Genomic DNA, 19,958 nt, shown 5'->3' with positions numbered 1-19,958 from the left:
AAACTGTCGGCCTGGTGCGCGTACCGGTGCCCGGTCTGCCCGGCCTGGCACATCGGCCACAAGGCGGTAACTCGTGCCTGATGCATTCCACCGGCCGATCGCCGCACAGTTCAAGGTCGACGTCGCCCAACCGAAGCAGCGGCCGCGCGTCACTGCGAACGGCACGTACACGCCCCAGCAGACCCTCGACGCCGAGGAAGCGATCGGTTGGGCATTCAAGACGGCCGCCATGAAGAACCGAGACGAGCGCGGGCGCTACCCGAACGGCGGTCGCTTCGGCGTCGCCTGGACCGATGACAACCAGGTCGACGAGCTCCGCATCCGCCGCCTCCCCGGCGGCGCTGGCCCGCGCACCGAGGTCACCGTCTACCGCATCGAGGAGGCCTGATGGCACGTACCGAAGCCCGGACACCAACGAGCCGCTGGAAAGACCCCGAATGGCTCGCGCTGGCCCCCTTTGAGAAGGCGATCTATCAGATGCTCGAGACGCAGCCAGACGTCGCCCACAACGGCCTCATGGCCTACCGGCCGGGCCGCTGGGCCACGGCGTACGGCGTGAGCGTCGACCAGTTGAAGACTGCGTTGCGCGGCCTGGAGGCTGCCGAGTTCGTGACCGTCGATGAGGACTTCGCCGAGCTGCTGCTGCACCGGCACCTCGTCGACGACAACGTCATCAAGCAGCCGAACATCCTCCGCTCGGCTCGCAGGAGCATCGGCGAGATCGCATCGGAGCGGATCCGTGCCGCGCTCGCCGCGGTCGTGAAATGGGTCCGCGAGGCCTTCGCCGAGGCCATGCCTGAGAAGTCGAGAGGGGTTCTCGACGGCATGGCCGAAGACCTCGCGAAGGGTATGACGAGCCCTTCGCGAGGGGTTCCCGGAAGGGTTCGCGAGGGGTTCCCGGAAGGGTTCGGCGAACCCATCCCGGAGGGCTCGGGGGTGGGGGTAGGGGTAGGGGAAGACCTTCCTGACCGTAGAACTCAAGGTTCAACCTCTTCTCGTCCCGACATCGCCTCCGGCGACGTCGACGACCAGGAGACCGCCGAGACCGAGACGCCGAAGCCGTCGAAGAAGCCCAAGGTCCCCAAAGCCGACCAGGCGCCGCGGCCCGACGTCGACCAGCTGTGCCAGGCGCTCGTCGCCCACCGGGTACGGCTCGGCTGCAAACGCCCGACCATCACCCAGGACTGGCGCACCGAGGCCCGCAGGATGCTCGACCTCGACGAACGCGACCTCGACGACGCCCTCGACCTCCTCGACTGGTGCCAGAACGACTCGTTCTGGTCGCCGAACATCGAGAGCATCCCGAAGTTCCGGCAGCAGTTCGACCAACTGCGGCTCAAACGCGGCAACCAGCGCGCCCCCGCCGGCGGCCACACGCCCTACCGCGACCCAGCCGACCCCAACGCCTACTTCGAGGACATCAAATGACCAGCGACGACACCGCCAAATGCGACATTCACCGCGGCTCACCCGCAGTCGGCTGCGGCTACTGTCTGACCGACGCCAAAGTCGACGGCGACAAGGACGCCATCGCCCGCTGGCACGCCGCCGTCGGCCGTCTCGAATGCGACCAGCGGTTCCCGTCCCACTTCCGGTACGCCACCGCCGACCACCCCGCCGTCCTCGCCTGGGCCCGCCAGTGGACCCCGACAACCGCACCCGAGCGGTCGCTCATCCTCGCCGGCTCGGTCGGCACCGGCAAAACCCACCAGGGCCTCGGCGCGCTCCGCCTCGCCGCCGAGTCCGGCCGCGCACTCCGCTTCGAAGTCGGCACCGCGAGCGACTTCTACGCCTCGCTCCGGCCCCGCGACAAGCACGACACCGAAGCCGTCATGGCGCGTTGGCGCACCGCCGATGTGGTCATGCTGGACGACCTCGGCGCCGCGAAGCTCACCGAATGGGCCGAAGAGCAGACCTACCGGCTCATCAACCACCGATACGAGACCGACGCGCCCTCGATCATCACCACCAACGTCACGCCAGCGCGGTTCTCCGAAGTCCTCGGCGACCGCATCGCCTCCCGCCTCGCCGAGGCCGCCGCTGGCCACCTCGTCGCCCTCGTCGGCGATGACCGACGCCGCACCCCCAAGAAAGGAACCAACCAGTGAGCACCAAGACCGTCTGCGACGACTGCGGCAAGACCATCGCGCCAGCCGCCGTCTCCTACACGATCGAATGCCACGGCCCCATCACCATGGCCACTCACACCTACGCCCGCCTCCACCTCTGCGAGACCTGCGCCGGCGAAGTCCTCGGACCCATCCAAGCCAAGACCACTCCGAGGGAGGGCTGATGAGCCGCCCCATGCCTCCGCCGCATGTCCTCGCCGCGATAGACCGGGAGTACGCGCAAGCCCGTCAAGCTCTCGACACTGCGATCGACCAAGTCCGAGCGAACCTCCAGAGCATCACCGGGCCGGCGCCGCTCCCCAGCGAGATCTACGGGGCCGCGGCGCACCAGCTGGCGGCATCCCACATCAGTCACGCCCAGCTCGTCGCGCTCGCCTCCGTCGCCATGACCCGCATCCTCACCGAGCCCACCACGAAGGAGACCTCCTGATGTCCGCTGACAAGCCGATGACCGACGCCAAGCTGGACGAGGCCCGCGCCTTCGCGAATGGCGAGGTGCCCGCTTCTCCGGAGGCTGTCGCGAAAGGCCGCATGATCGCGAAGCGCCTCCTCGCCGAGGTCGACCGGCTCCGCGCCGAGACCCGCGAGCTAACCGAGGCGTTTGCGGCGATCACGGCCGAGAGTGCCGAGCTGCAACTCGAACGGATCCAGCTCGACCGGTCCTCTCATTGTGGGAGCTGTCGCCAGCATGAGTCGGTAGATCGGTACCGCGCCCGGTGGCAGGCTGTCGCGACCACGTCACGGCGGTACAAGCGCGAGCGTGACGCCCTGACCGCCAAGCTGGCCGAGACCGAGCAGGGCCGGGACCGAGCGGTCCGCCTCGCGAACGACAACGCGCAGGCCTATGAGGAGGTGAAGACGGAGCTGGGACGCGCCAAAGCCGCCCGCGACGGCCTCCGCGCCGAGCTCGACAGCATCAACGGGACCGTCATCCAGACCGGCACGGCACACGGGCTGAACGGCCTCGCCGCCGTCCGCCAGCTTGGTACGCGTTACCAAGAGGAGAAGGACAAAGCCGAGCGGCTCTCCAAGGCGTGCGACGCCGCCCGCGCCGAGCTGGCCGAGACGAAGGCCGAAGGCTCGCGCCTGTACCGATCGCTCCAGGAGACCGCGCGCCTTGTGGAGGCCGACCGGGATGCGCTGGCCGCCGCTGTCGCCGCCGGCGAGGCCTCGGACGGCCACCACACGCACCGCGAGCTCTACGACTACCGGATGCTCTACAACGCGCACGCCGCCCACGGCTGGCTCCGCGCCGGAATCCCGGTCTGCAAGTCCTGGCGGCACGCCGACGGCGAGCCGTGCTTCGGCGGCGGCTGGTTCGTTGTGGTCGCCGAGCTGCCGACCGGCCAGGTCTCCAACCACTACCGGACCGAGCATTGGGACCTCTTCAACGTGCCTGAAGCGCTGCCACCCGACTGGGACGGGCACACGCCCGCCGAAGCCGCCGACCGGCTGCGCGCCGCGCTCGACCGCGTCACGGCATGCACCGGCTGCGGCAAGTGCAGCTCCTGCCGAGGGCGCGCCGAGCAGCGCTGGAATGCCACCACGATGCCGCCGCCCGCCCAGGAGGCCCACGATGAGCGCTGACACCACCACACCCGTCCAGCCCGATCTGTTCGGCGAGTACGACGCACAGCAGGAGCACGACCGGCTCTCAGCGCAGCCGGCCACCTGCCCCCGCTGCGGCACCACCGAGCCCAACGGGCACCTGCTGGAGATGAACCACGGCGCCGTGCCCGGCGAGGACACGATCCACGGGGCAGCGCGAGGAGAGCACCTGATCTTCGGCGACTACTGCACGGCGCAGTACCTCGTGAGCAACCACATCCATTTCGATGTCGTCCACGGCAACGACACCGAGCTGGCGCGAGACGTCGCCCGCGGCCGCCAGCTCGGACTCGACACTGACGCGATCATCGCGCAGGCACGACAGGACGGGGCCCCCGATGAGCACTGAGCTGACCGGGCCCGCGCTCACCGTCGCGCGCATCCTCGAACGCTCCGACTGGCACAACGGCCGCCGCGAGCTCGTGGCCGGGATCGCCACCGAGATCGTCACCGCGCTCGGCCTCGCCGCCTGCGACCGCTGCGACGGCACCGGCACCGCCCACGTCCGCATCTACGGCTACGGCGTCTACGACGTGGACTGCGGCGCTTGCCGCGGCACCGGCATCGCAACCATCGAGGAGGGCCAGTGATCGCCGCGCGCCCCCCGATCGCCTACTACGGCGGCAAGATGACGATCGCCGAGCAGATTGTCGCTGTTCTGCCGCCGCATGAGCACTACGTCGAGCCGTACTGCGGGTCCTGCGCGGTGCTGCTCGCCAAGCCGCGCAGCCGCATGGAGACCGTCAACGACCTCGACCGGCGGCTCATGGCGTTCTGGCGCATCCTGCGAGACCGCCCCGACGAGCTCGCCCACGCGATCGAACTGACCCCGCATGGCCGAGCCGAGCTCACCGCGGCCCGCGAGATCGCCGCCGACGAGCTCGAGGACGCCCGCCGCGTCTGGGTCCTGCTCACCCAGACCCGCACCGGCACCATGCGCCCGTCCGGCTGGCGCCACTACGTCAACCCGGCCGGCTCCACCTTCGGCATGCCCGCATACCTCGAGGCCTACCGCGATCGCCTCCCCGGTGCCGTCCGCCGCATGCAGGGCGTAAGCCTCGAGAACCTGCCCGCGCTCGACGTCATCACCAAGTACGGCGTCCACGCCGGCGTCCTGCTGTACGTCGACCCGCCCTACCTCGGCTCCACCCGGGCCCGCGGCTACAAGCACGAGATGCAGACCGATGCCGACCACGAAGCGCTCGCCGATGCCCTTCACGACTGCGCCGCCTCCGTCGTCCTCTCTGGCTACCCGTCCGAGCTGTATGACCGGCTCTATGCCGACTGGGACCGCATCGAAATCGCCACCGGCACCGGCCAGTCCGGCACTTGGAAGCAGCGCACCGAGGTCCTGTGGTGCAACCGGTCCGTCGCTCAGCAGGACGCCCTCTTCCATATCGCAACCCACTAAGGAGACCACAATGGAACAAATCTCGCAGCGCCTCATGAACTGGGCGTCAATCCTCGAACCCAACACCCGCGCACAGGCCGAGACCACCGCGTCCATGCCGTTCATCCACCCGCACGTCGCGCTCATGCCCGATGCGCACCTCGGCAAAGGCTCCACGGTCGGCTCCGTGATCCCCACCGACCGGGCCATCATCCCCGCCGCGATCGGCGTCGACATCGGCTGCGGCATGGACGCCGTCCGCACCCAGTACACCCTCGACGACATCGCAGGCCTCGACCGCACCAGCCTGCGCGAAGGGATCGAGCAGGACATTCCGCTCTCGGCCGGCCAGTACAACACCGAACTCACCTACCACGCCGAGAAAGCCTGCGATCAGCTCGAGCGCCTGGCCGACGCGGACGACTTCAACCCGGACATCATCGCGCCGAACTGGCGGCTCCAGCTCGGCTCCCTCGGGTCCGGCAACCACTTCATCGAGGTCTGCGCCGACGAGGAGAACCGGATCTGGCTGTTCCTCCACTCCGGCAGCCGCGGCGTCGGCAACCGGATCGCGCAGCACCACATCAAGATCGCCAGGCAGCAGTGCGAACGCCGCTGGATCACGCTCCCCGACCCGGACCTGGCCTACCTCGTCGAAGGCGAGCCCGAGTTCTGGTCGTACATGAACGAGATGCGGTGGGCGCAGCGGTTCGCCCGCGAGAACCGCGCCGAGATGATGCGCCGCGTCCGCGCCCGCTTCGAGCACTGGGTCGGCGGCGAGATCGACGCCTCCGAGGAAATCTCCTGCCACCACAACTACACGACGAAGGAACGGCACTGGGGCCGCGACGTGTGGATCTCCCGCAAGGGCGCCATCGACGCCCACGACGGCGTCCCCGGCCTCATCCCCGGCTCCATGGGCACCGCCTCCTACGTCGTCCGCGGCAAGGGCAACCCGCTGTCCCTGTGCACCGCCCCGCACGGCGCCGGCCGCAACTACTCCCGCTCGAAGGCGAAGAAGACCTTCACCGTCGAGCAGCTGCGCGAGCGCATGGCCGGCATCGAATGGCGCGACTCCGAAGCGTTCCTCGATGAGATCCCCGACGCGTACAAGGACATCGACCAGGTGATGGCCGACGCCGCCGACCTCGTCGACGTCGTCCACACCCTCCGCCAGATCGTCAACGTGAAAGGCGAATAGCCGTGCGCTACTTCGACGTTGAGATCGTCTTCAACGACGGCACCGAGCAGACCGTGGAGTGCGCTGACCGGCTCCACACGCACGACAACGTGCTCCACATCCGCCGAGACGGGAACTACGGCCTCAACGACGACCTCGGCTCGTTCCCGCTCGTGAACATCCGCTCATGGAAGAAGGTCCAGCGGTGAACCCCGAAGAGGCCGCGCGAGTGCTCGCCGCGATCGACGCCGAGACCGCGAAATGCATTTGCGGCAGCCCGATCCGCGCGGACGGCGAGAGCCTCGACTACTGCTCGGCCGCCTGCCAGACCCGCTACACGCACCTCGGCTACGACGGCCCCCACGAGCTCGACCAGACCTCGGACCGCTGGCCTGTCAAGCCCCAGCTCACCTCCTGGTCCGCTGTGGCCCTCGAAAGCCTCGGCATCGAACCAGCGCCACCCGACGCCGACCACATCCTCGAAACCAGCAACCCCACAGGCTCCAGGGCCCCCTACCTGCTCGCTCGCGACCGCCTGATGGCCGTCCCCGAGGAGGGCCCGCGCCTGTACTGGGTGCCGGAAATCGCCGACCCGGCCGCGCCGACCGCGGCCGAACTCGACGCAGGCATCGAAATCGACACCACCAGCGCTGGCGAGACCATCACCATCCGCCCCGACACCTCCGACGACCGGCCCGTGGTCGTCGGCTTCGACGGAAGCGGCCGCGCCGCCACCGTCACCTACGACTCCGCCACCGGCTACATCATCATCGACGAGGCCCGCCACTACACCAGTGGGGATCTCCAGGCGTTCGCCGACCGCATCGACGCCGACGCCCGCGCCTTCGCCAATGCCGACCCCGAAGAACTCCACCGCGACTACTTGATCGAGACGCTCACCGCCAACCAATACCCGACCATCCGCGAAGGACTCGAAGCCTACGAGGCGCCCGTCGCCCGCGAGGCCGCCCGCCGTACCGCCGCCTTCGCCGACGCATTGACCGAGGCGTTCCGGTTGATCGAGGACACGATGAGAGCCAGCGCCGACGGCTTCACCGCTCTCGGTCGCGCCGCCACCGCACCCACAGCGCTCGACTCCAATGAAGCCCATCATGCCCAGCGCGTCTACCAGCTCCTCGAGGAGACCCATCTCCGCTGCGACTGCGGCGCCCCACTCGGCGACTTCGGGCCAGGCGCCACCGACACCGAGCTCGACGAAGCCTTCGCCGAACACATCCTGGAGCAGACCGGGATGGACGTCACCGCCTACTTCCGCCAGCGCGCGTTGGAATCCCGGCAGAACCGCAACACTGGCCCCGCCCCGAAACGACACCGGCGCCCACGCGACCACGGCAACTGGAGGAACCACCGATGAACGACCTGACCACCGACCTCGAAACGGCGCTCCGCGCTGGCCGCCGGCCCGAGACCACGCCCGAGCTCACCGAAGGAACCGCCGAATGACGACCGTCCTCGCCGCCAGCGCCATCGCCTACCTCACCACGGCGCTGGCGGCGTGGCCGCTCACCTGGCGCTACTGCGACCGGCACCCGTGGGCCGACATCCGCACCGCGCCCGCCGGCGCCAAGGCCACCGTGGCCACATTCCTCGCCGCAGCCTGGCCCCTCACCGTGTACCTGACCATCAGCGACCGAACCGGCCAGCGCCAAGCGAGCGGCCAGAAGGGAGACGACCGTGCCGACATGTGAATGCGGGAAGCCGATCCACGACACCGGCGTCATCTGCTGGGACTGCACCCATGCACTCCGCGACAAGACCCTCGCGCAGATCATCGAGCTCGGGCCCGAGCTCGAGGTCACGCTCGCCCGCATCGACCGCATCGGCGAGACCGAAGGCAGCCGCAGCACCGAGACCCCGGTCCCTTTCAACACCGGCGCCTCCACCGCCGCCCACGAGGTCCACGGCACGCTCTCGACGTGGGCGACCTTCATCGCCGCCAAGCGCGGCGGCCACCGGACCGCGCCAGGCCATAGCACCATCGCCGGCCACGCCCGGTTCATCACCAGCCAGCTCGCATGGCTCCGTTGCCACCCAGCCGCCCCCAAAGCGAAGCGAGAGCTCACTGCCGCCAAGAACCAGCTCGCTCGCGCCTGCGACGCCCGGGCCGAACTCATCGCCCTCGGCCCCTGCATCGCCGTCGGCTGTCCCGGCCAGCTCTCCGCCCCACACGGCAAAGCCACCACCCGCTGCCCCGACTGCGGCCGCATCTACAACACCGACGACCGCACCAAGCAGCTGCTCACACTCGGCGCCGACCGACTGTTCACCGCCCGCCAGACCCACCACATCCTCAACGCCATGCTCCGACGACGCTTCCCAGAAAGCACCCTCAACTCCTGGATCACCCGCGGCCGACTCGCCCAACACGGCACCGACCAGAACGGCCACGGGCTCTACCGCCTCGGCGACGCCGTCGAACTACTCCTCGACCAAGACCAACCCGCGCCAGCAACAACGTCCGCCTAAACGGTGGGAGGATGAACCATGGCCACCATGTACGCCGTCAAGGTCGACCAGACCAGCCCGTACTTCGACGACCCCGACGCGGTCCAGTACCTCGCCGACCACACTGACCCCGCGATCCCCTACCGGAAACTCCGAAGCTTCCCCGCGGGTGACAATGTGGCTCTCGTCAAGCGCGAAGGCGCTGGCGACTGGGAGCCGGTCAACGGCCTCGACCTCCAGTGCATCGGGATGCGCGCCAAGCACGACATCATCAAGAAGCGGGCCATGGTCGACGGGTTCGGCTGGGCACGGTGCACGTGCGGCTGGAAGTCCGTGGACAACTACCGAACCGGCCTGGCCCACGACCACTTCCACGCGGACGCCGAGCGGCACATGGCCGACGTCGACGCCCACATCAAACGGTTCCGGGACCTGCTCGGGTGCGTCCCTCACACCCCGGAGCAGGAAACGTGCCCGCACGCAAACGACGAGACCCGCGAGGACTACACCAACCCCGCCCACAAGGAATGGCGCTGCCACGACTGCGGGCTCTACATCAAGTACGACATCGCGCTCACAACGCCGAGGACATGGCAGCTATGACTGCTCCGCCTGAAGAGGCCAAACGCGCTGGCCGCAATTGCCTGGGGCGCTTGACAACGCCGTGACCTGCATGCAAGACTCTCATTGTCAGGCTCGTGAACTGTGTTCGCGGGCCATTCTTATGCCCCGAGTGCGGTCATAAGGGAGGCAGGCATGGACCAGCAGCCCACATCAGCTCGCCGGGCCCGCGCTGACCAGCGCCCCCCGACTTGCCCATCAGACCGGCTCCCCAGGCCGCTCCGCATCCTCGACGACATCGCCGCGATCGCCCTCTCGCACATCGCGCGCACGATCGACGGCATCCGGTACCGGCACGCAGTGCAGCTGATACCGCCCGACGAACTGGACTACCACCAGGACGAGCACTGCCTGTGCGGACCACTGGTCGAACCCCTACCTGGACCGGTAGGCCAGGCACGGTGGCTAGTGCGGCACTACCTCCTCCTACCCCAAGGCTCCGACGACGAGGGCGAGTAGTCAGTGCCCCGTGCCAGACGCCCCTGCTCGGTACCCGGGTGCCCCGAGGTAGCCACTACCGGTACCTCACGGTGCCCGACCCACAAGCGCAAGGCCGAGCAACAGCGAGGCACAGCAGCGCAGCGAGGCTACGGCCACCGACACCGCACCCGCTTCCGCCCTGCGGTACTGCACCGGGACCCGGTATGCACATGCCCACCCGACCACCCAGCACACCAGGGCCGCCCCTGCACCGCGTGGTCCACAGTGGCAGACCACTACCCCAAGGCTCGCCGTGACCTGGTCGCCCTAGGCCTGGACCCCGACGATCCGAGGTACGGACGCGGACTCTGCGCGCCTTGCCACAACCACAGAACGAGCGAGAACCAACCTTCAGGTTGGCTCGCCGACCACGACGAGCGCTGACGTTCACGCAACTCAACGACCAAGCTTCAACTACCCAGAGTGACGAACGGGTGGGGGGAAACCCTTTGCCGGGTAGGCAGCTGGACCGCCGGGGAGGGCTCCGAGGTGTCCGGCGGGTTCAAAAACCGAGATTCGTCACTCAGAGTGACCACCATTCGGGGCGGCGCGATGCCCCCCGACGACGCTGAGCGCCGCGCGACGCGGCCGCGAGGAGACCAATATGGCCAGTGGAGGCGCACGCAACCGTTCGGGCCCGCCAAAAGACCAAAACTCGCTCCGCAGCGCCGACGGGACCCCGCTGCGGGTGCTCCCGGCGACGCCGTTCAACCGCGCGTTCCCCGAGTTCCCGCTGCCGAACGCCACCGTCCGAGAGGACACGCTCTGGCGGCAGGCATGGCAAGCGCCGCAGGCGTGGGCGTGGATTGAGCAGCCATGGCGGTGGCAGACCATCGCGTTGTGGGTCCGACGGACCGCGATGGCCGAGTCGGACGAGGCGAAGGCCAACGACATCAACGCCATGATCCGCCTGGCCGACCAGATCGGCATGACTCCGGCCGGCCTCAAGGAGAACGGCTGGACCATCGGCGCCGAAAAGCAGTCCAGCTCCGACTCCTCCGACAACCAGCCGGGCTCGGAGCGGACTCCGGCGAAGAACCGGTTCAAGGTCGTCCGTGACGACGGCGAAGCGGCCTGAGTATGTCGTCGACTTCCCGACGCTGTGGATCGTCCCGGACTGGATAGAGCACCACTGCACCATCCCGGACGGTTTCCAGCGCGGGAAGCCGTTCGAACTCTACGACTGGCAGCTCTGGGCGACGGTCAACCACTACCGGGTCAAGCCGAAGACCATATGGCGGCCCGAGCGGCCGATCCTCGCGCCGGCGTTCCACAACCGCCGCTCCCAGGTCGTCGCGCCCCAGAAATCGGGCAAAGGCCCGTGGTCAGCGTCGATCGTCGCCGTCGAGGCCGCCGGGCCCGTCGTGTTCGCCGGCTGGGCGACCGGCGGCGAGATCTACGACTGCGAGGACCACGGCTGCGGCTGCGGGTGGGTCTACGAGTACGACCCCGGCGAACCGATGGGCATGCGCTGGCCCAAGCCCATGATCCAGCTGATGGCCACCGCTGAGGACCAGGTCGACAACGTCTTCGGTCCGCTGCAGGAGATGATCCGCTCCGGCCCGCTCGGCGAGCAGATGCGCGTCGGCGAGGAGTTCATCCGGATCTTCAACGGTGGCGAGATCGCCGTGGTCACCTCGTCGGCCTCGGCCCGGCTCGGGAACCCGATCCACTTCGCCATGCAGGACGAGACCGGGCTCTACAACGACACCAACAAGCTCCGCAAGGTCGCCGAGACCATGCGCCGCGGCCTCGCCGGCATGGGCGGCCGCTCGATGGAGACCACGAACCCGTGGGACCCGTCCGAAGACTCAGTCGCCCAGCGGACCTATGAGTCCAAGGTGAAGGACGTCTTCAAGCTCTACGAGCCACCGCCGCGGCAGTGGAGCTTCAAGAAGAAGGCCGAGCGACGGAAGATCCTCGCCTACGTCTACGCCGGCTGCACCCACGTCGACATCAACGGCATCGAGGCCGAAGCCCTCGAGCTGATGGAAGAAGACCCCGGCCAGGCGGAGCGCTTCTACGGCAACAGGATCGTCTACGGTCACGGCGCGTGGCTCGAAGGCACCGAGTGGGAAGCCCGCAAGGCGACCCGCGTCGTCGAGGACGGGACCGCGATCGTCCTCGGCTTCGACGGCTCCGACACCGGGGACTGGACCGCGATCCGCGCCGAGACGCAGGACGGCTACCAGTTCACGCCGACCTACGGCGACGGCATCCCGACGATCTGGAACCCCGTCGACCACGGCGGCCAGATCCCGCGCCTCGAAGTCGCGGCCGCGGTCGACGAGCTCTTCGAGCGGTACACGATCGTGCGGATGTACTGCGACCCCTGGTGGTGGTCCACCGAGATCGACAACTGGTCGGCCACCTACGGCGACGACATCGTCTTCCGCTGGGCCACCGGCCGCATCACGCAGATGCACGCCGCCGCCGAACGCCTCCACGTCGACGTCACCAAGGACCAAGCGACCTGGACGCACGACGGCTGTGAGACCACCGCTACCCACGTCGACAACGCCCGCAAGGCACCGCGCACCAACAAACGCTACGTGCTGGAGAAGGCGTCGCCGACACAGAAGATCGACGCGGCGGTCACCTCGATCATCTGCCACGAAGCCGCATGCGACGCCACCGCCGGCGAGCTGTGGCCCGAAGACGACCAATACGTTCTCGTCATGTGAGGGAGGTGCCCGTGCCCTACCCCACGAAGCCCGAGGACTGGGTGCAATACCTCTCGCAGCGGCACGACGCCGAGATCCCTCAGCTCGAAACGCTCGACGCCTACTACGAGGGCGAGCAGCCGCTCACCTACATGCACCCCGAGATTCTCGCCGAGGTCGAGCAGCGGCTCAAGCCGGTCATCATCGGCTGGCCGCAGCTCGTCGTCGACGCCCTCGAAGAGCGCCTCGACATCACCGGATTCCGGCTCCCCGGCGCCAAAAGCGCCGACAAGGAACTGTGGAAGGTCTGGCAGTACAACAACCTCGACGAGCAGGCCCCGCAGGCGCACACCGACGCCCTCGCACTATCGCGCTCCTACGTCGCCGTCGGCACCAACGAGAAGAACGAGGACATCCCCCTCGTCACCGCCGAGTCGCCGCTTGAGCTGTACGCCGCGATCGACCCCCGAGACCGCACTGTCCTGGCCGCGCTCCGCCGCGTCCAGGAACCCGAAGACCTCGTCAAGTCCAGCGAGCGCACCGCGACGCTGTACCTGCCGGACATGACCATCTGGTACGACTGGTCCGCCGGCGGCTGGAAAGAGAACCACCGCGACGAGCACGGACTCGGCGAAGTTCCCGTCACGCCGATCGTGAACCGGCCGCGGCTGCGCCAGACGCGCCGCACCCGTACCAACGCACAGCTCCTGCGGTACGGCCGGTCAGAGCTCGCCGCTGTACTGCCGCTCTCCGACGCCGCCAACAAGCTCGCCACCGACATGATGGTCGCCGCCGAGTTCGTCGCCATCCCGCAGCGCGGATTCCTCGGCGTCGGACCCGACAAGTTCCGCGACCGCGACGGCAACCAGCTCTCGCCCACGCAGGTCGCCATGGGCCAGATCCTGGCCATCCCACATGCGAAGCCCGGCGACGCCAAGACGTTCGAGTTCTCCTCGGCGGACCTTTCCAAGTTCATCGGGAGCATCAACGCGCTCGCGCACGTCGTCGCCGCGCTCGCCGGCCTGCCGCCGCAGTATCTCGGGTACGCCACCGACCAGCCGGCCTCAGCCGACGCGATCCGGTCCTCCGAATCGCGGCTGATCAAGCGCGCCGAGCGGAAGCAGACCGCGTTCGGCGGCAGCTGGGAACGCGTCATGCGGCTCGTGCGGCGCTTCCAAGACCCTGCATCGGTCAACGACACCGACCTGCACCGCATGGAGACCATGTGGCGCAACGCCGCCACGCCGACCATCGCTCAAGCCGCCGACCGCGCCATCAAGCTCTACGCAGCGCCTGCCGGGCAGGAGCCGATCGTGCCACTCCGCCAGACCCGCGAGGACCTCGGCTACACCGACGTCCAGATCACGCGCATGGAGACGGAAGACGAGAAGCGCCGCCAGCGTGACCCGGTCGCGATGCTCGGCCAGCAGATCGACATGAACACCACGACCGGCGCTGGAGACGACAATGGCCGACCCGGCGCAGGCGTTCCAGGCAGCGAGGAGTAGGCAGCGGCTCCTACGGGCCACAGTCGCTGCGGCCACGTCGGAGGCGACGCGGCTGTGGCGACGCGTTGAGGTCGGAGCGATCCGCCCATCCTGGCGCCACCAGGTGCCGAGACTGATGACGGTGATCATGGGCGGCCAGCTCCTCGCCGGACAGACCGCCGACGAGTACATCGCCACTGCCCTCGACTCGCAGGACCTCGACTACGGCCAAGAAGGGCGCATCAACCCGGCAGGGCTCGTCGGCGTCGCTTCCGACGGGCGCCCACTCGACACCCTGCTCGAACAGCCCGCCTCGACCGCCGTCGCGAACCTCGCCGAAGGCGAGACGCTCCAAACGGCTATGAGCCACGGCCTGTCCTCGCTGCTCATGATCGTGGCCACGCAGCTCGAGGACGCGTTCCGCGTCGCCGGGACGGTCGCGGGCACCACCAGGCGCACGCAGTTGTACGCCCGCGCGCTCAGCCCGCCATCGTGTTCGAGGTGCGTGGTCCTCCTCGGCGAAGTGTCGACGTGGAAGACCGCATTCAAACGGCACCCGCGATGCGACTGCATCCAGGTCCCGGTCGGCAGCCGCGACGACGTCGCCGAGCACACCGACCCTCGCGCGTACTTCGACAGTTTGAGCCGCGCTGAGCAGGAACGGATCTTCACCGTCGCCGGGGCGCAGGCGATCCGTGACGGAGCCGATCTGCGCCGCGTCGTCAACGTCCGACGCCGTGCCGCCGGCCTCTCCGTCGCCAGCAGCACCCCCGGCGGCCGCAGGACCCTGCAGCGCGTCGACATCGGCGGGAACCTCCTGCCGGTCACCTACTCCGGCCGCGGGCGGAACCGGCAAGCCCAGCTCATGCCGGAGGCGATCTACGAGATCGCGCGCGACCGCGAGCACGCGCTACAGCTGCTCGCAGCCAACGGCTACATCGAAGAGGACTGGCGCGCCCGCCTGATGCGGGTGCGCGGCTTCGTATGAGCCACAACCACTGCTCGGCGCGACGCCGGGCCTGATCTGGAGAGACCGCGATGGGCGACCAGACGACGAACACCAACCCGACGCCGACGGCTCCGGCCGGCGGAATCCCGACCACTCCGCCGGCGGGCGACCCGCCGGCCCCGACGCCGCCAGCGGGCGAACCGCAGACGCCGTCCACCACCGACGAACCGCTCGGCGAAGCCGGCCTGCGGGCGCTGCAGTCCGAGCGGCAGCGGGTCAAGGACCTCGAGGACAAGCTCAAGGGCCTGGAGCCGCTCAACAACCTCGTCGAGGCCATCCGAGGGGGCCAGCATGTCCCCGACGACGACAAGACCGAGGTGGAGAAGCTCGCCGCGCAGATCGAGCAGCTCCAGCAGACCGCCGAGTCCGAGCGTCTCGCGCGGCTCCGTATCGAAGTCGCAACCGCCGCCGGGCTGACGCCGCAGCAGGCCGCGCGTCTGCAGGGCAACAACGCCGAGGAGCTCGCGGCCGACGCCGCAGCACTGAAGGAGCTGTTCGGCGTCGCACCGGAGGACCCGGCGGCTCCCGCCGCCCAGGGCGGGCCGCGACGGCCCGCACCGGACCCCACGCAGGGCGCCCGCGGACCGGTCGACCTCTCCGCACAGATCAAGGCGGCCGAGGAGAAGGGCGATCTCACCGAGGTCATCCGGCTCAAGACGCAGCAACTCACTTCCCAGTAAACCGGGCACAACAGTGCCCATAGTCCAGTTAGGAGGCCAGCATGGCTGGCATCACCGGGCAGGGCACTACGTTCAACCTGCCCAACTTCGTCGGCGAACTCTTCGCCGTCTCCCGCGAGGACACGCCGTTCCTCTCCGCGATCGGCGGCCTCACCGGCGGCCGACCGGCCGACGCGACGCTCTTCCAGTGGTCCACCTACGACCTCCGCGCGCCCGCCGACGACCGGCAACGCCTGGAGGGCGCGAACGCGCCGACCGCCGAAGAGCGCGTGCGCGGAAACGTCTTCAACGTGGTGGAGATCCACCAGGAGACCATCGAGGTCTCCTACTCCAAGCTGGCCGCCACCGGCCAGTTCAACTCCACCGGCTCCGCGCACCCCGGCTCTGTCGGCATCGCCGGCACCAACGCCGTGGGCGACGAGATGGCGTGGCAGATCACGCAGGCGCTCAAGCAGATCGCCCGAGACGTCAACCAGGGCTTCCTCACCGGCACGTTCGCGAACCCGGCCACCAACGCCACCGCCCGCGCCACCCGCGGCATCCTCGAGGCCATCACGACCAACGTGCTCGACGGCCTCGGCACCGCCGACATCGCCGACCCCGCTGGCGACCTCATGGGGGACCTCATGCAGGACGTCTGGGACAACGGCGGCATCCGAGAGTCCGAAACCCGCACTCTGATGTGCAACTCCACCCAGAAGCGGAAGCTCACCCAGCGGTACATCACCGAGGCGAACTACCGGGAGACCTCCCGCAACGTCGGCGGTGTCAACGTGACGGTCCTGGAGACCGACTTCGGGTCGCTGAACATCATGCTCGAACCGGGCATGCCGCAGGACGAGATCGCCGTGGTCTCCCTCGGCGAATGCGCGCCGCGGTTCCTGCCCCACCCGGGCAAAGGCTTCCTGTTCGTGGAGCCGCTGGCGAAGACCGGTGCTGCCGAGCGGTCTCAGATCTACGGCGAGGTCGGCCTCGAGTACGGCGTCGAGCAGCACCACGGCAAGTACATCGGCCTGGCCGTCTAAGGAGAATCAGCAATGAAGTTCACGAGCACGCGGTATCCGCAGCTGAAGGTCCGCCGCAAGAACGGCAAGTACCTCCAGGCCGTCGACGGCGTCTTCGACGTCAAGTCCAAGGCCGACCAGGAGATGCTCAACGCGCTCCCGGCCGACCGCGGCGTCCGGCCCATGGCCGAAGCGCCCGCGCCGGCTCCCGTCGACAACGACGGCGGCCCCAGCGGCACCGGCGACGACACGAAGACCGAGTAAGGGGGCGGCATGGTCGCTGTAGGCGTCGTCGGAGGCGATCCGGCCAAGCTGGATCGCCACATGATCGCGACTGAGGCGGGCCCGGTGCTCCACGTGGAGCTCACCCACCCCGACGCGGTCGCGGTCCAGATCGACGCCCCGAACGACCATGCCGCCGACGTCCTCGTCGCCAACTGGGTCAACAACTCCGGCCAGCAGGTCCGGACCGGCTACCTCAACGAGAAGGGCGAGCTTCGGTCCCGGCCAGGCTCGCCCGCGACGGTCCCGTCACGCATCCAGCAGCGCGACGGCGCCCAGACCGGCGATCTGCAGCAGTGGACCGACGCGGGCAACACTCCGCTGTCCCGCATCGACGCCCAGGGCTTCGCGGCGCTCCGCGTCGGCGAATGGACCGATCTGATCCTGGCTGACGGCATCGAGCACGGCACCGTGCGCGCACAGGTCCGGCTCGAATCGGCCTACGGCGTCGTACGCATGCGCGGCATCATCAACGGCCTCGACGGCTTCGCGTTCTCAGCCGGCGCGACGCTCGCTACGGTCCCGGCCGGCTACGAGCCCACGGTCGAGGTCTCCCAGATCGCCCGCCAGGGCACGGCCGGCGTGACCCTCACCGTCACCACCGGCGGTGCCCTCAGCACCAGCAGCTCGATCGGCAGCGGGCCTGGCCCGGAGATCCGCCTCGACGGCTTCTCCTGGGAGGCAGCGTGACCACGACCATCCGGCTCGGCCAGACGATAACCCTGGTCGCCACCTGGACCGAATACGCCGGCGGCCCCGGCCTCGACCTCGACACCGAGCCGTCGATCACGATCACGACTGCCGCCGGTGCCACCATCGTCGCCGAGACCGTCGACGGAGTCGCGCACGCCGGCCTTGGCACCTACACCTACAGCTGGACCGTCGACGGCGCGCTCGCCACCGGCGACTACCTGGCCCAGTGGGCCGGCACCGCATCCGGCCAGCCCGTGCAGGCCTCCGAACTGATCACCGTGCTCTCCGCAGGCGAACCGCTGGTAACGGAAGCGGAACTCGAGGAACTGACTGGGCAGACGATCAGCGAGAGCAAGGCCACGCTACTGCTGAACACGGCCAGCGGCGTCGTCCGCAACGCGGTCCGCCAGCACCTCACCGAGGTGATCGACGACGTCGTCACCATCATGGGCACGACGTCGTTCTGGCTGGACCTCCCCGAGCGCCCCGTCACCGCCGTCACCCGCGTGGCCATCGACGGCGACGAGCTGACCGCCGGCACCGACTACAAGCGCGTCGGGAACAAGTTGTGGCGCCGCGGCGGCTGGCGAGCCTGCCCCTCGGAGCCCAGCGAGATCGAGGTGACCTACACCCACGGGTGGCCGACCGGCGACTGGCGCCTGGAGACGGCACGGTCGATGGTCATGACACTCGCGGCCAACAAACTCGAGAACATCCTCGGCGCCGTGAGCGAGTCGATCGACGACTACCGCGTCCGCTATGCGGTCACCGCCGAAGACCTGCCCGAGCACGCCCGCGCCAACCTCGTCGACGCCTACGCCGGCGAAGCGGGGAACGTACCGTGAGCGCCGCGCTCGTCCTCGCCCGTGGCCGCGCCGCCGCCGAGCGGCTCATGGTCGACCGTTGCACCATTCGGCGCCGTACCGGCGAGACCACCGACCGGACCACCGGCGCCGTCGTGCCCACGTACTCGACGTTGTACGCCGACCAGAAGTGCCGGGTGCAGACCCGCGGGTACTGGGGCGAGGCGCGCGACATCGGCGAGGCCGCCCTGGTGCTGCTCTCGGTCGAAGTGCAGCTGCCAATGGCCGTCACCGGTCTCCAGGTCCGCGACGAGATCGTCCTGGTCTCCTCGGAGCACGACCCCGACCTCGTCGGGATCCTCTTCCGGCTCAAAGACCTGAACCACAAATCGCACGCGACGATGCGGCGAGTGCTGTGCACGGAGGTGACCGGGTAATGGACATCGACGACTCCGAAGTGCGCGCCTACATCACCGACCTCGGCCACACCCCCGCCCGCCTCGCCAAGGAAGTCCAGCAGGTCGGCGAGAAGGCCGCACTCAACATCAAGCGCGACTGGACCCGGGCATGGTCCGGCCACCGGTACATTCAGCCGCTCTCCCGCACCATCAGCTACGACCGGCGCATCAGCGGCGGCGCGATGGAGTGGGAGATCGGCCCCGACAAGGGCCAGGCACAGGGGCCTCTCGGCAACGTCATCGAGTTCGGCACCGTCAACAACCCGCCCATCCCCGGCGGCCTACCAGCACTGGACCGAGAGATCCCGCGCATCGAGCGGTACACCGGCGACGCCGCAGAGCAGGCCCTCGGTGGCAGTTGACCCGTTCGACCAGGCCGCGGCCGAAGCGTTCCTGGCCCGGCTCGGCACGAACCCGGCACTGACCGTCCACGACGGCGACGTCCCCACCGGTGCCAGGCCGCCATACGTCCTCGTGTACTTCGCCGGCGGCAACGATCCCGACTCCAATCTCCGGGCCGGATCGACCGAGGCGACCATGCGCGCCTACTGCCACTGCGTCGCCGAATCCGCCGCCGGCGCCCGCATCATCGCCGGGCAGGTTGCCACGACCGTCGCCGCCGAGCGGCTCACCGTCCCCGGCTGGGGATCCGGGCCGGTCAAGCGCGAGCTGACGATCCCGGCCAAGCGCGACGAAGCCGAAGGCGTCCCGGTCATGGACCAGGTCGTCGTCTACCTGTGGCGGGCCACCGCCGCTTAAGCGGCGTCCTGGTGGAGGCGCTGGCGCTTCCTGCGGACGACCGCGATTCGCATGCGCACCACCACGAGCGCGACCGCGACTCCAACGATCGCGGCGAGGAACAAGCCGAGCGATACCAACAGCATCGGCGGCCAGATCAGGGACAGCGCGCCCGTCGCGACGATCGCGATCACCGCGATCGCGGAGCTGAGCCGCACAGGGGATTGGTCCATAGCTCCAGCGTACGGACTCGCTCCTGCCTCCACA

General features: G+C 68.9%; 29 protein-coding genes. 28 read left to right on the top strand and 1 reads right to left on the bottom strand.

The window, feature by feature from the left end:
- Nucleotides 1-73 precede the first annotated feature (73 nt).
- The 28 genes from ACYVK3_RS16355 (at nt 74) to ACYVK3_RS16220 (ending at nt 19,712) form a co-directional block, all read left to right on the top strand.
- Complete coding sequence (locus ACYVK3_RS16355) at nt 74-388, top strand: RusA family crossover junction endodeoxyribonuclease (protein WP_460498406.1); 315 nt, start codon at nt 74-76, stop codon at nt 386-388.
- Nucleotides 388-1,428 carry a hypothetical protein gene (locus tag ACYVK3_RS16350; protein WP_460498405.1) on the top strand — a complete coding sequence of 347 codons (1,041 nt, stop codon included), beginning with the start codon at nt 388-390 and terminating at the stop codon, nt 1,426-1,428. Before ACYVK3_RS16355 ends, ACYVK3_RS16350 begins: the two co-directional genes overlap by 1 nt.
- On the top strand, nt 1,425-2,108 hold the full coding sequence (locus ACYVK3_RS16345) for a P-loop NTPase family protein (RefSeq protein ID WP_460498404.1): 684 nt from the start codon (nt 1,425-1,427) through the stop codon (nt 2,106-2,108). Before ACYVK3_RS16350 ends, ACYVK3_RS16345 begins: the two co-directional genes overlap by 4 nt.
- On the top strand, nt 2,105-2,293 hold the full coding sequence (locus ACYVK3_RS16340; protein WP_460498402.1) for a hypothetical protein: 189 nt from the start codon (nt 2,105-2,107) through the stop codon (nt 2,291-2,293). Before ACYVK3_RS16345 ends, ACYVK3_RS16340 begins: the two co-directional genes overlap by 4 nt.
- Complete coding sequence (locus tag ACYVK3_RS16335) at nt 2,293-2,559, top strand: hypothetical protein (protein ID WP_460498401.1); 267 nt, start codon at nt 2,293-2,295, stop codon at nt 2,557-2,559. Before ACYVK3_RS16340 ends, ACYVK3_RS16335 begins: the two co-directional genes overlap by 1 nt.
- The gene (locus ACYVK3_RS16330) at nt 2,559-3,716 is read left to right on the top strand and encodes a WDGH domain-containing protein (protein WP_460498400.1); all 1,158 of its coding nucleotides are present in this window, start codon (nt 2,559-2,561) and stop codon (nt 3,714-3,716) included. Before ACYVK3_RS16335 ends, ACYVK3_RS16330 begins: the two co-directional genes overlap by 1 nt.
- Nucleotides 3,706-4,086: a hypothetical protein gene (locus ACYVK3_RS16325; RefSeq protein WP_460498399.1), complete on the top strand. Its 381-nt coding sequence runs from the start codon at nt 3,706-3,708 to the stop codon at nt 4,084-4,086. The genes ACYVK3_RS16330 and ACYVK3_RS16325 overlap by 11 nt, the downstream gene beginning before the upstream one ends.
- Nucleotides 4,076-4,327, top strand: coding sequence for a hypothetical protein (locus tag ACYVK3_RS16320; protein ID WP_460498398.1), 252 nt, complete (start codon nt 4,076-4,078; stop codon nt 4,325-4,327). The genes ACYVK3_RS16325 and ACYVK3_RS16320 overlap by 11 nt, the downstream gene beginning before the upstream one ends.
- The gene (locus tag ACYVK3_RS16315) at nt 4,324-5,148 is read left to right on the top strand and encodes a DNA adenine methylase (protein WP_460498397.1); all 825 of its coding nucleotides are present in this window, start codon (nt 4,324-4,326) and stop codon (nt 5,146-5,148) included. Before ACYVK3_RS16320 ends, ACYVK3_RS16315 begins: the two co-directional genes overlap by 4 nt.
- A gap of 10 nt (nt 5,149-5,158) precedes the next feature.
- Nucleotides 5,159-6,328 (top strand): RtcB family protein, encoded by a 1,170-nt coding sequence (locus ACYVK3_RS16310; RefSeq protein ID WP_460498396.1) that lies wholly within the window; start codon nt 5,159-5,161, stop codon nt 6,326-6,328.
- A 2-nt stretch (nt 6,329-6,330) separates the two neighbouring features.
- Complete coding sequence (locus tag ACYVK3_RS16305) at nt 6,331-6,516, top strand: hypothetical protein (RefSeq protein WP_460498395.1); 186 nt, start codon at nt 6,331-6,333, stop codon at nt 6,514-6,516.
- Nucleotides 6,495-7,682: a phage tail tube protein gene (locus ACYVK3_RS16300; protein WP_460498394.1), complete on the top strand. Its 1,188-nt coding sequence runs from the start codon at nt 6,495-6,497 to the stop codon at nt 7,680-7,682. The genes ACYVK3_RS16305 and ACYVK3_RS16300 overlap by 22 nt, the downstream gene beginning before the upstream one ends.
- An 85-nt stretch (nt 7,683-7,767) precedes the next feature.
- On the top strand, nt 7,768-8,016 hold the full coding sequence (locus ACYVK3_RS16295) for a hypothetical protein (protein ID WP_460498393.1): 249 nt from the start codon (nt 7,768-7,770) through the stop codon (nt 8,014-8,016).
- Nucleotides 8,003-8,794 carry a hypothetical protein gene (locus ACYVK3_RS16290; protein WP_460498392.1) on the top strand — a complete coding sequence of 264 codons (792 nt, stop codon included), beginning with the start codon at nt 8,003-8,005 and terminating at the stop codon, nt 8,792-8,794. Before ACYVK3_RS16295 ends, ACYVK3_RS16290 begins: the two co-directional genes overlap by 14 nt.
- Before the next feature lie 18 nt (nt 8,795-8,812).
- Nucleotides 8,813-9,376 (top strand): hypothetical protein, encoded by a 564-nt coding sequence (locus ACYVK3_RS16285; protein ID WP_460498391.1) that lies wholly within the window; start codon nt 8,813-8,815, stop codon nt 9,374-9,376.
- Nucleotides 9,377-9,529: 153 nt separating this feature from the next.
- The gene (locus ACYVK3_RS16280) at nt 9,530-9,853 is read left to right on the top strand and encodes a hypothetical protein (RefSeq protein WP_460498390.1); all 324 of its coding nucleotides are present in this window, start codon (nt 9,530-9,532) and stop codon (nt 9,851-9,853) included.
- Between the two features lie 625 nt (nt 9,854-10,478).
- Nucleotides 10,479-10,952: a hypothetical protein gene (locus ACYVK3_RS16275; protein ID WP_460498389.1), complete on the top strand. Its 474-nt coding sequence runs from the start codon at nt 10,479-10,481 to the stop codon at nt 10,950-10,952.
- On the top strand, nt 10,930-12,558 hold the full coding sequence (locus ACYVK3_RS16270; protein WP_460498388.1) for a hypothetical protein: 1,629 nt from the start codon (nt 10,930-10,932) through the stop codon (nt 12,556-12,558). The genes ACYVK3_RS16275 and ACYVK3_RS16270 overlap by 23 nt, the downstream gene beginning before the upstream one ends.
- Before the next feature lie 11 nt (nt 12,559-12,569).
- On the top strand, nt 12,570-14,045 hold the full coding sequence (locus ACYVK3_RS16265; protein ID WP_460498387.1) for a phage portal protein: 1,476 nt from the start codon (nt 12,570-12,572) through the stop codon (nt 14,043-14,045).
- 115 nt (nt 14,046-14,160) lie between these two features.
- Nucleotides 14,161-15,012 (top strand): hypothetical protein, encoded by an 852-nt coding sequence (locus tag ACYVK3_RS16260; RefSeq protein ID WP_460498386.1) that lies wholly within the window; start codon nt 14,161-14,163, stop codon nt 15,010-15,012.
- Nucleotides 15,013-15,062: 50 nt separating this feature from the next.
- A complete protein-coding gene (locus tag ACYVK3_RS16255) occupies nt 15,063-15,713 on the top strand; it encodes a hypothetical protein (protein WP_460498385.1) in 651 nt (216 codons plus the stop codon).
- Between the two features lie 41 nt (nt 15,714-15,754).
- The gene (locus tag ACYVK3_RS16250; protein ID WP_460498384.1) at nt 15,755-16,738 is read left to right on the top strand and encodes an SU10 major capsid protein; all 984 of its coding nucleotides are present in this window, start codon (nt 15,755-15,757) and stop codon (nt 16,736-16,738) included.
- Nucleotides 16,739-16,750: 12 nt separating this feature from the next.
- Nucleotides 16,751-16,981, top strand: coding sequence for a hypothetical protein (locus ACYVK3_RS16245; RefSeq protein WP_460498383.1), 231 nt, complete (start codon nt 16,751-16,753; stop codon nt 16,979-16,981).
- A gap of 9 nt (nt 16,982-16,990) precedes the next feature.
- A complete protein-coding gene (locus ACYVK3_RS16240) occupies nt 16,991-17,689 on the top strand; it encodes a hypothetical protein (protein ID WP_460498382.1) in 699 nt (232 codons plus the stop codon).
- Nucleotides 17,686-18,537 carry a hypothetical protein gene (locus tag ACYVK3_RS16235; protein WP_460498381.1) on the top strand — a complete coding sequence of 284 codons (852 nt, stop codon included), beginning with the start codon at nt 17,686-17,688 and terminating at the stop codon, nt 18,535-18,537. The genes ACYVK3_RS16240 and ACYVK3_RS16235 overlap by 4 nt, the downstream gene beginning before the upstream one ends.
- Complete coding sequence (locus ACYVK3_RS16230; protein WP_460498380.1) at nt 18,534-18,932, top strand: DUF6093 family protein; 399 nt, start codon at nt 18,534-18,536, stop codon at nt 18,930-18,932. The genes ACYVK3_RS16235 and ACYVK3_RS16230 overlap by 4 nt, the downstream gene beginning before the upstream one ends.
- Nucleotides 18,932-19,315 (top strand): hypothetical protein, encoded by a 384-nt coding sequence (locus ACYVK3_RS16225; protein WP_460498379.1) that lies wholly within the window; start codon nt 18,932-18,934, stop codon nt 19,313-19,315. The genes ACYVK3_RS16230 and ACYVK3_RS16225 overlap by 1 nt, the downstream gene beginning before the upstream one ends.
- The gene (locus ACYVK3_RS16220; RefSeq protein ID WP_460498378.1) at nt 19,305-19,712 is read left to right on the top strand and encodes a hypothetical protein; all 408 of its coding nucleotides are present in this window, start codon (nt 19,305-19,307) and stop codon (nt 19,710-19,712) included. The genes ACYVK3_RS16225 and ACYVK3_RS16220 overlap by 11 nt, the downstream gene beginning before the upstream one ends.
- Here the strand turns inward: ACYVK3_RS16220 and ACYVK3_RS16215 are convergent.
- The gene (locus ACYVK3_RS16215; RefSeq protein WP_460498377.1) at nt 19,709-19,924 is read right to left on the bottom strand and encodes a hypothetical protein; all 216 of its coding nucleotides are present in this window, start codon (nt 19,922-19,924) and stop codon (nt 19,709-19,711) included. The genes ACYVK3_RS16220 and ACYVK3_RS16215 overlap by 4 nt on opposite strands.
- Nucleotides 19,925-19,958: the final 34 nt, after the last annotated feature.

This window comes from Glycomyces tarimensis (assembly GCF_054776215.1).
Note: the sequence above shows the minus strand (reverse complement) of the source record. Positions and strands in the feature narration are given on the sequence as shown.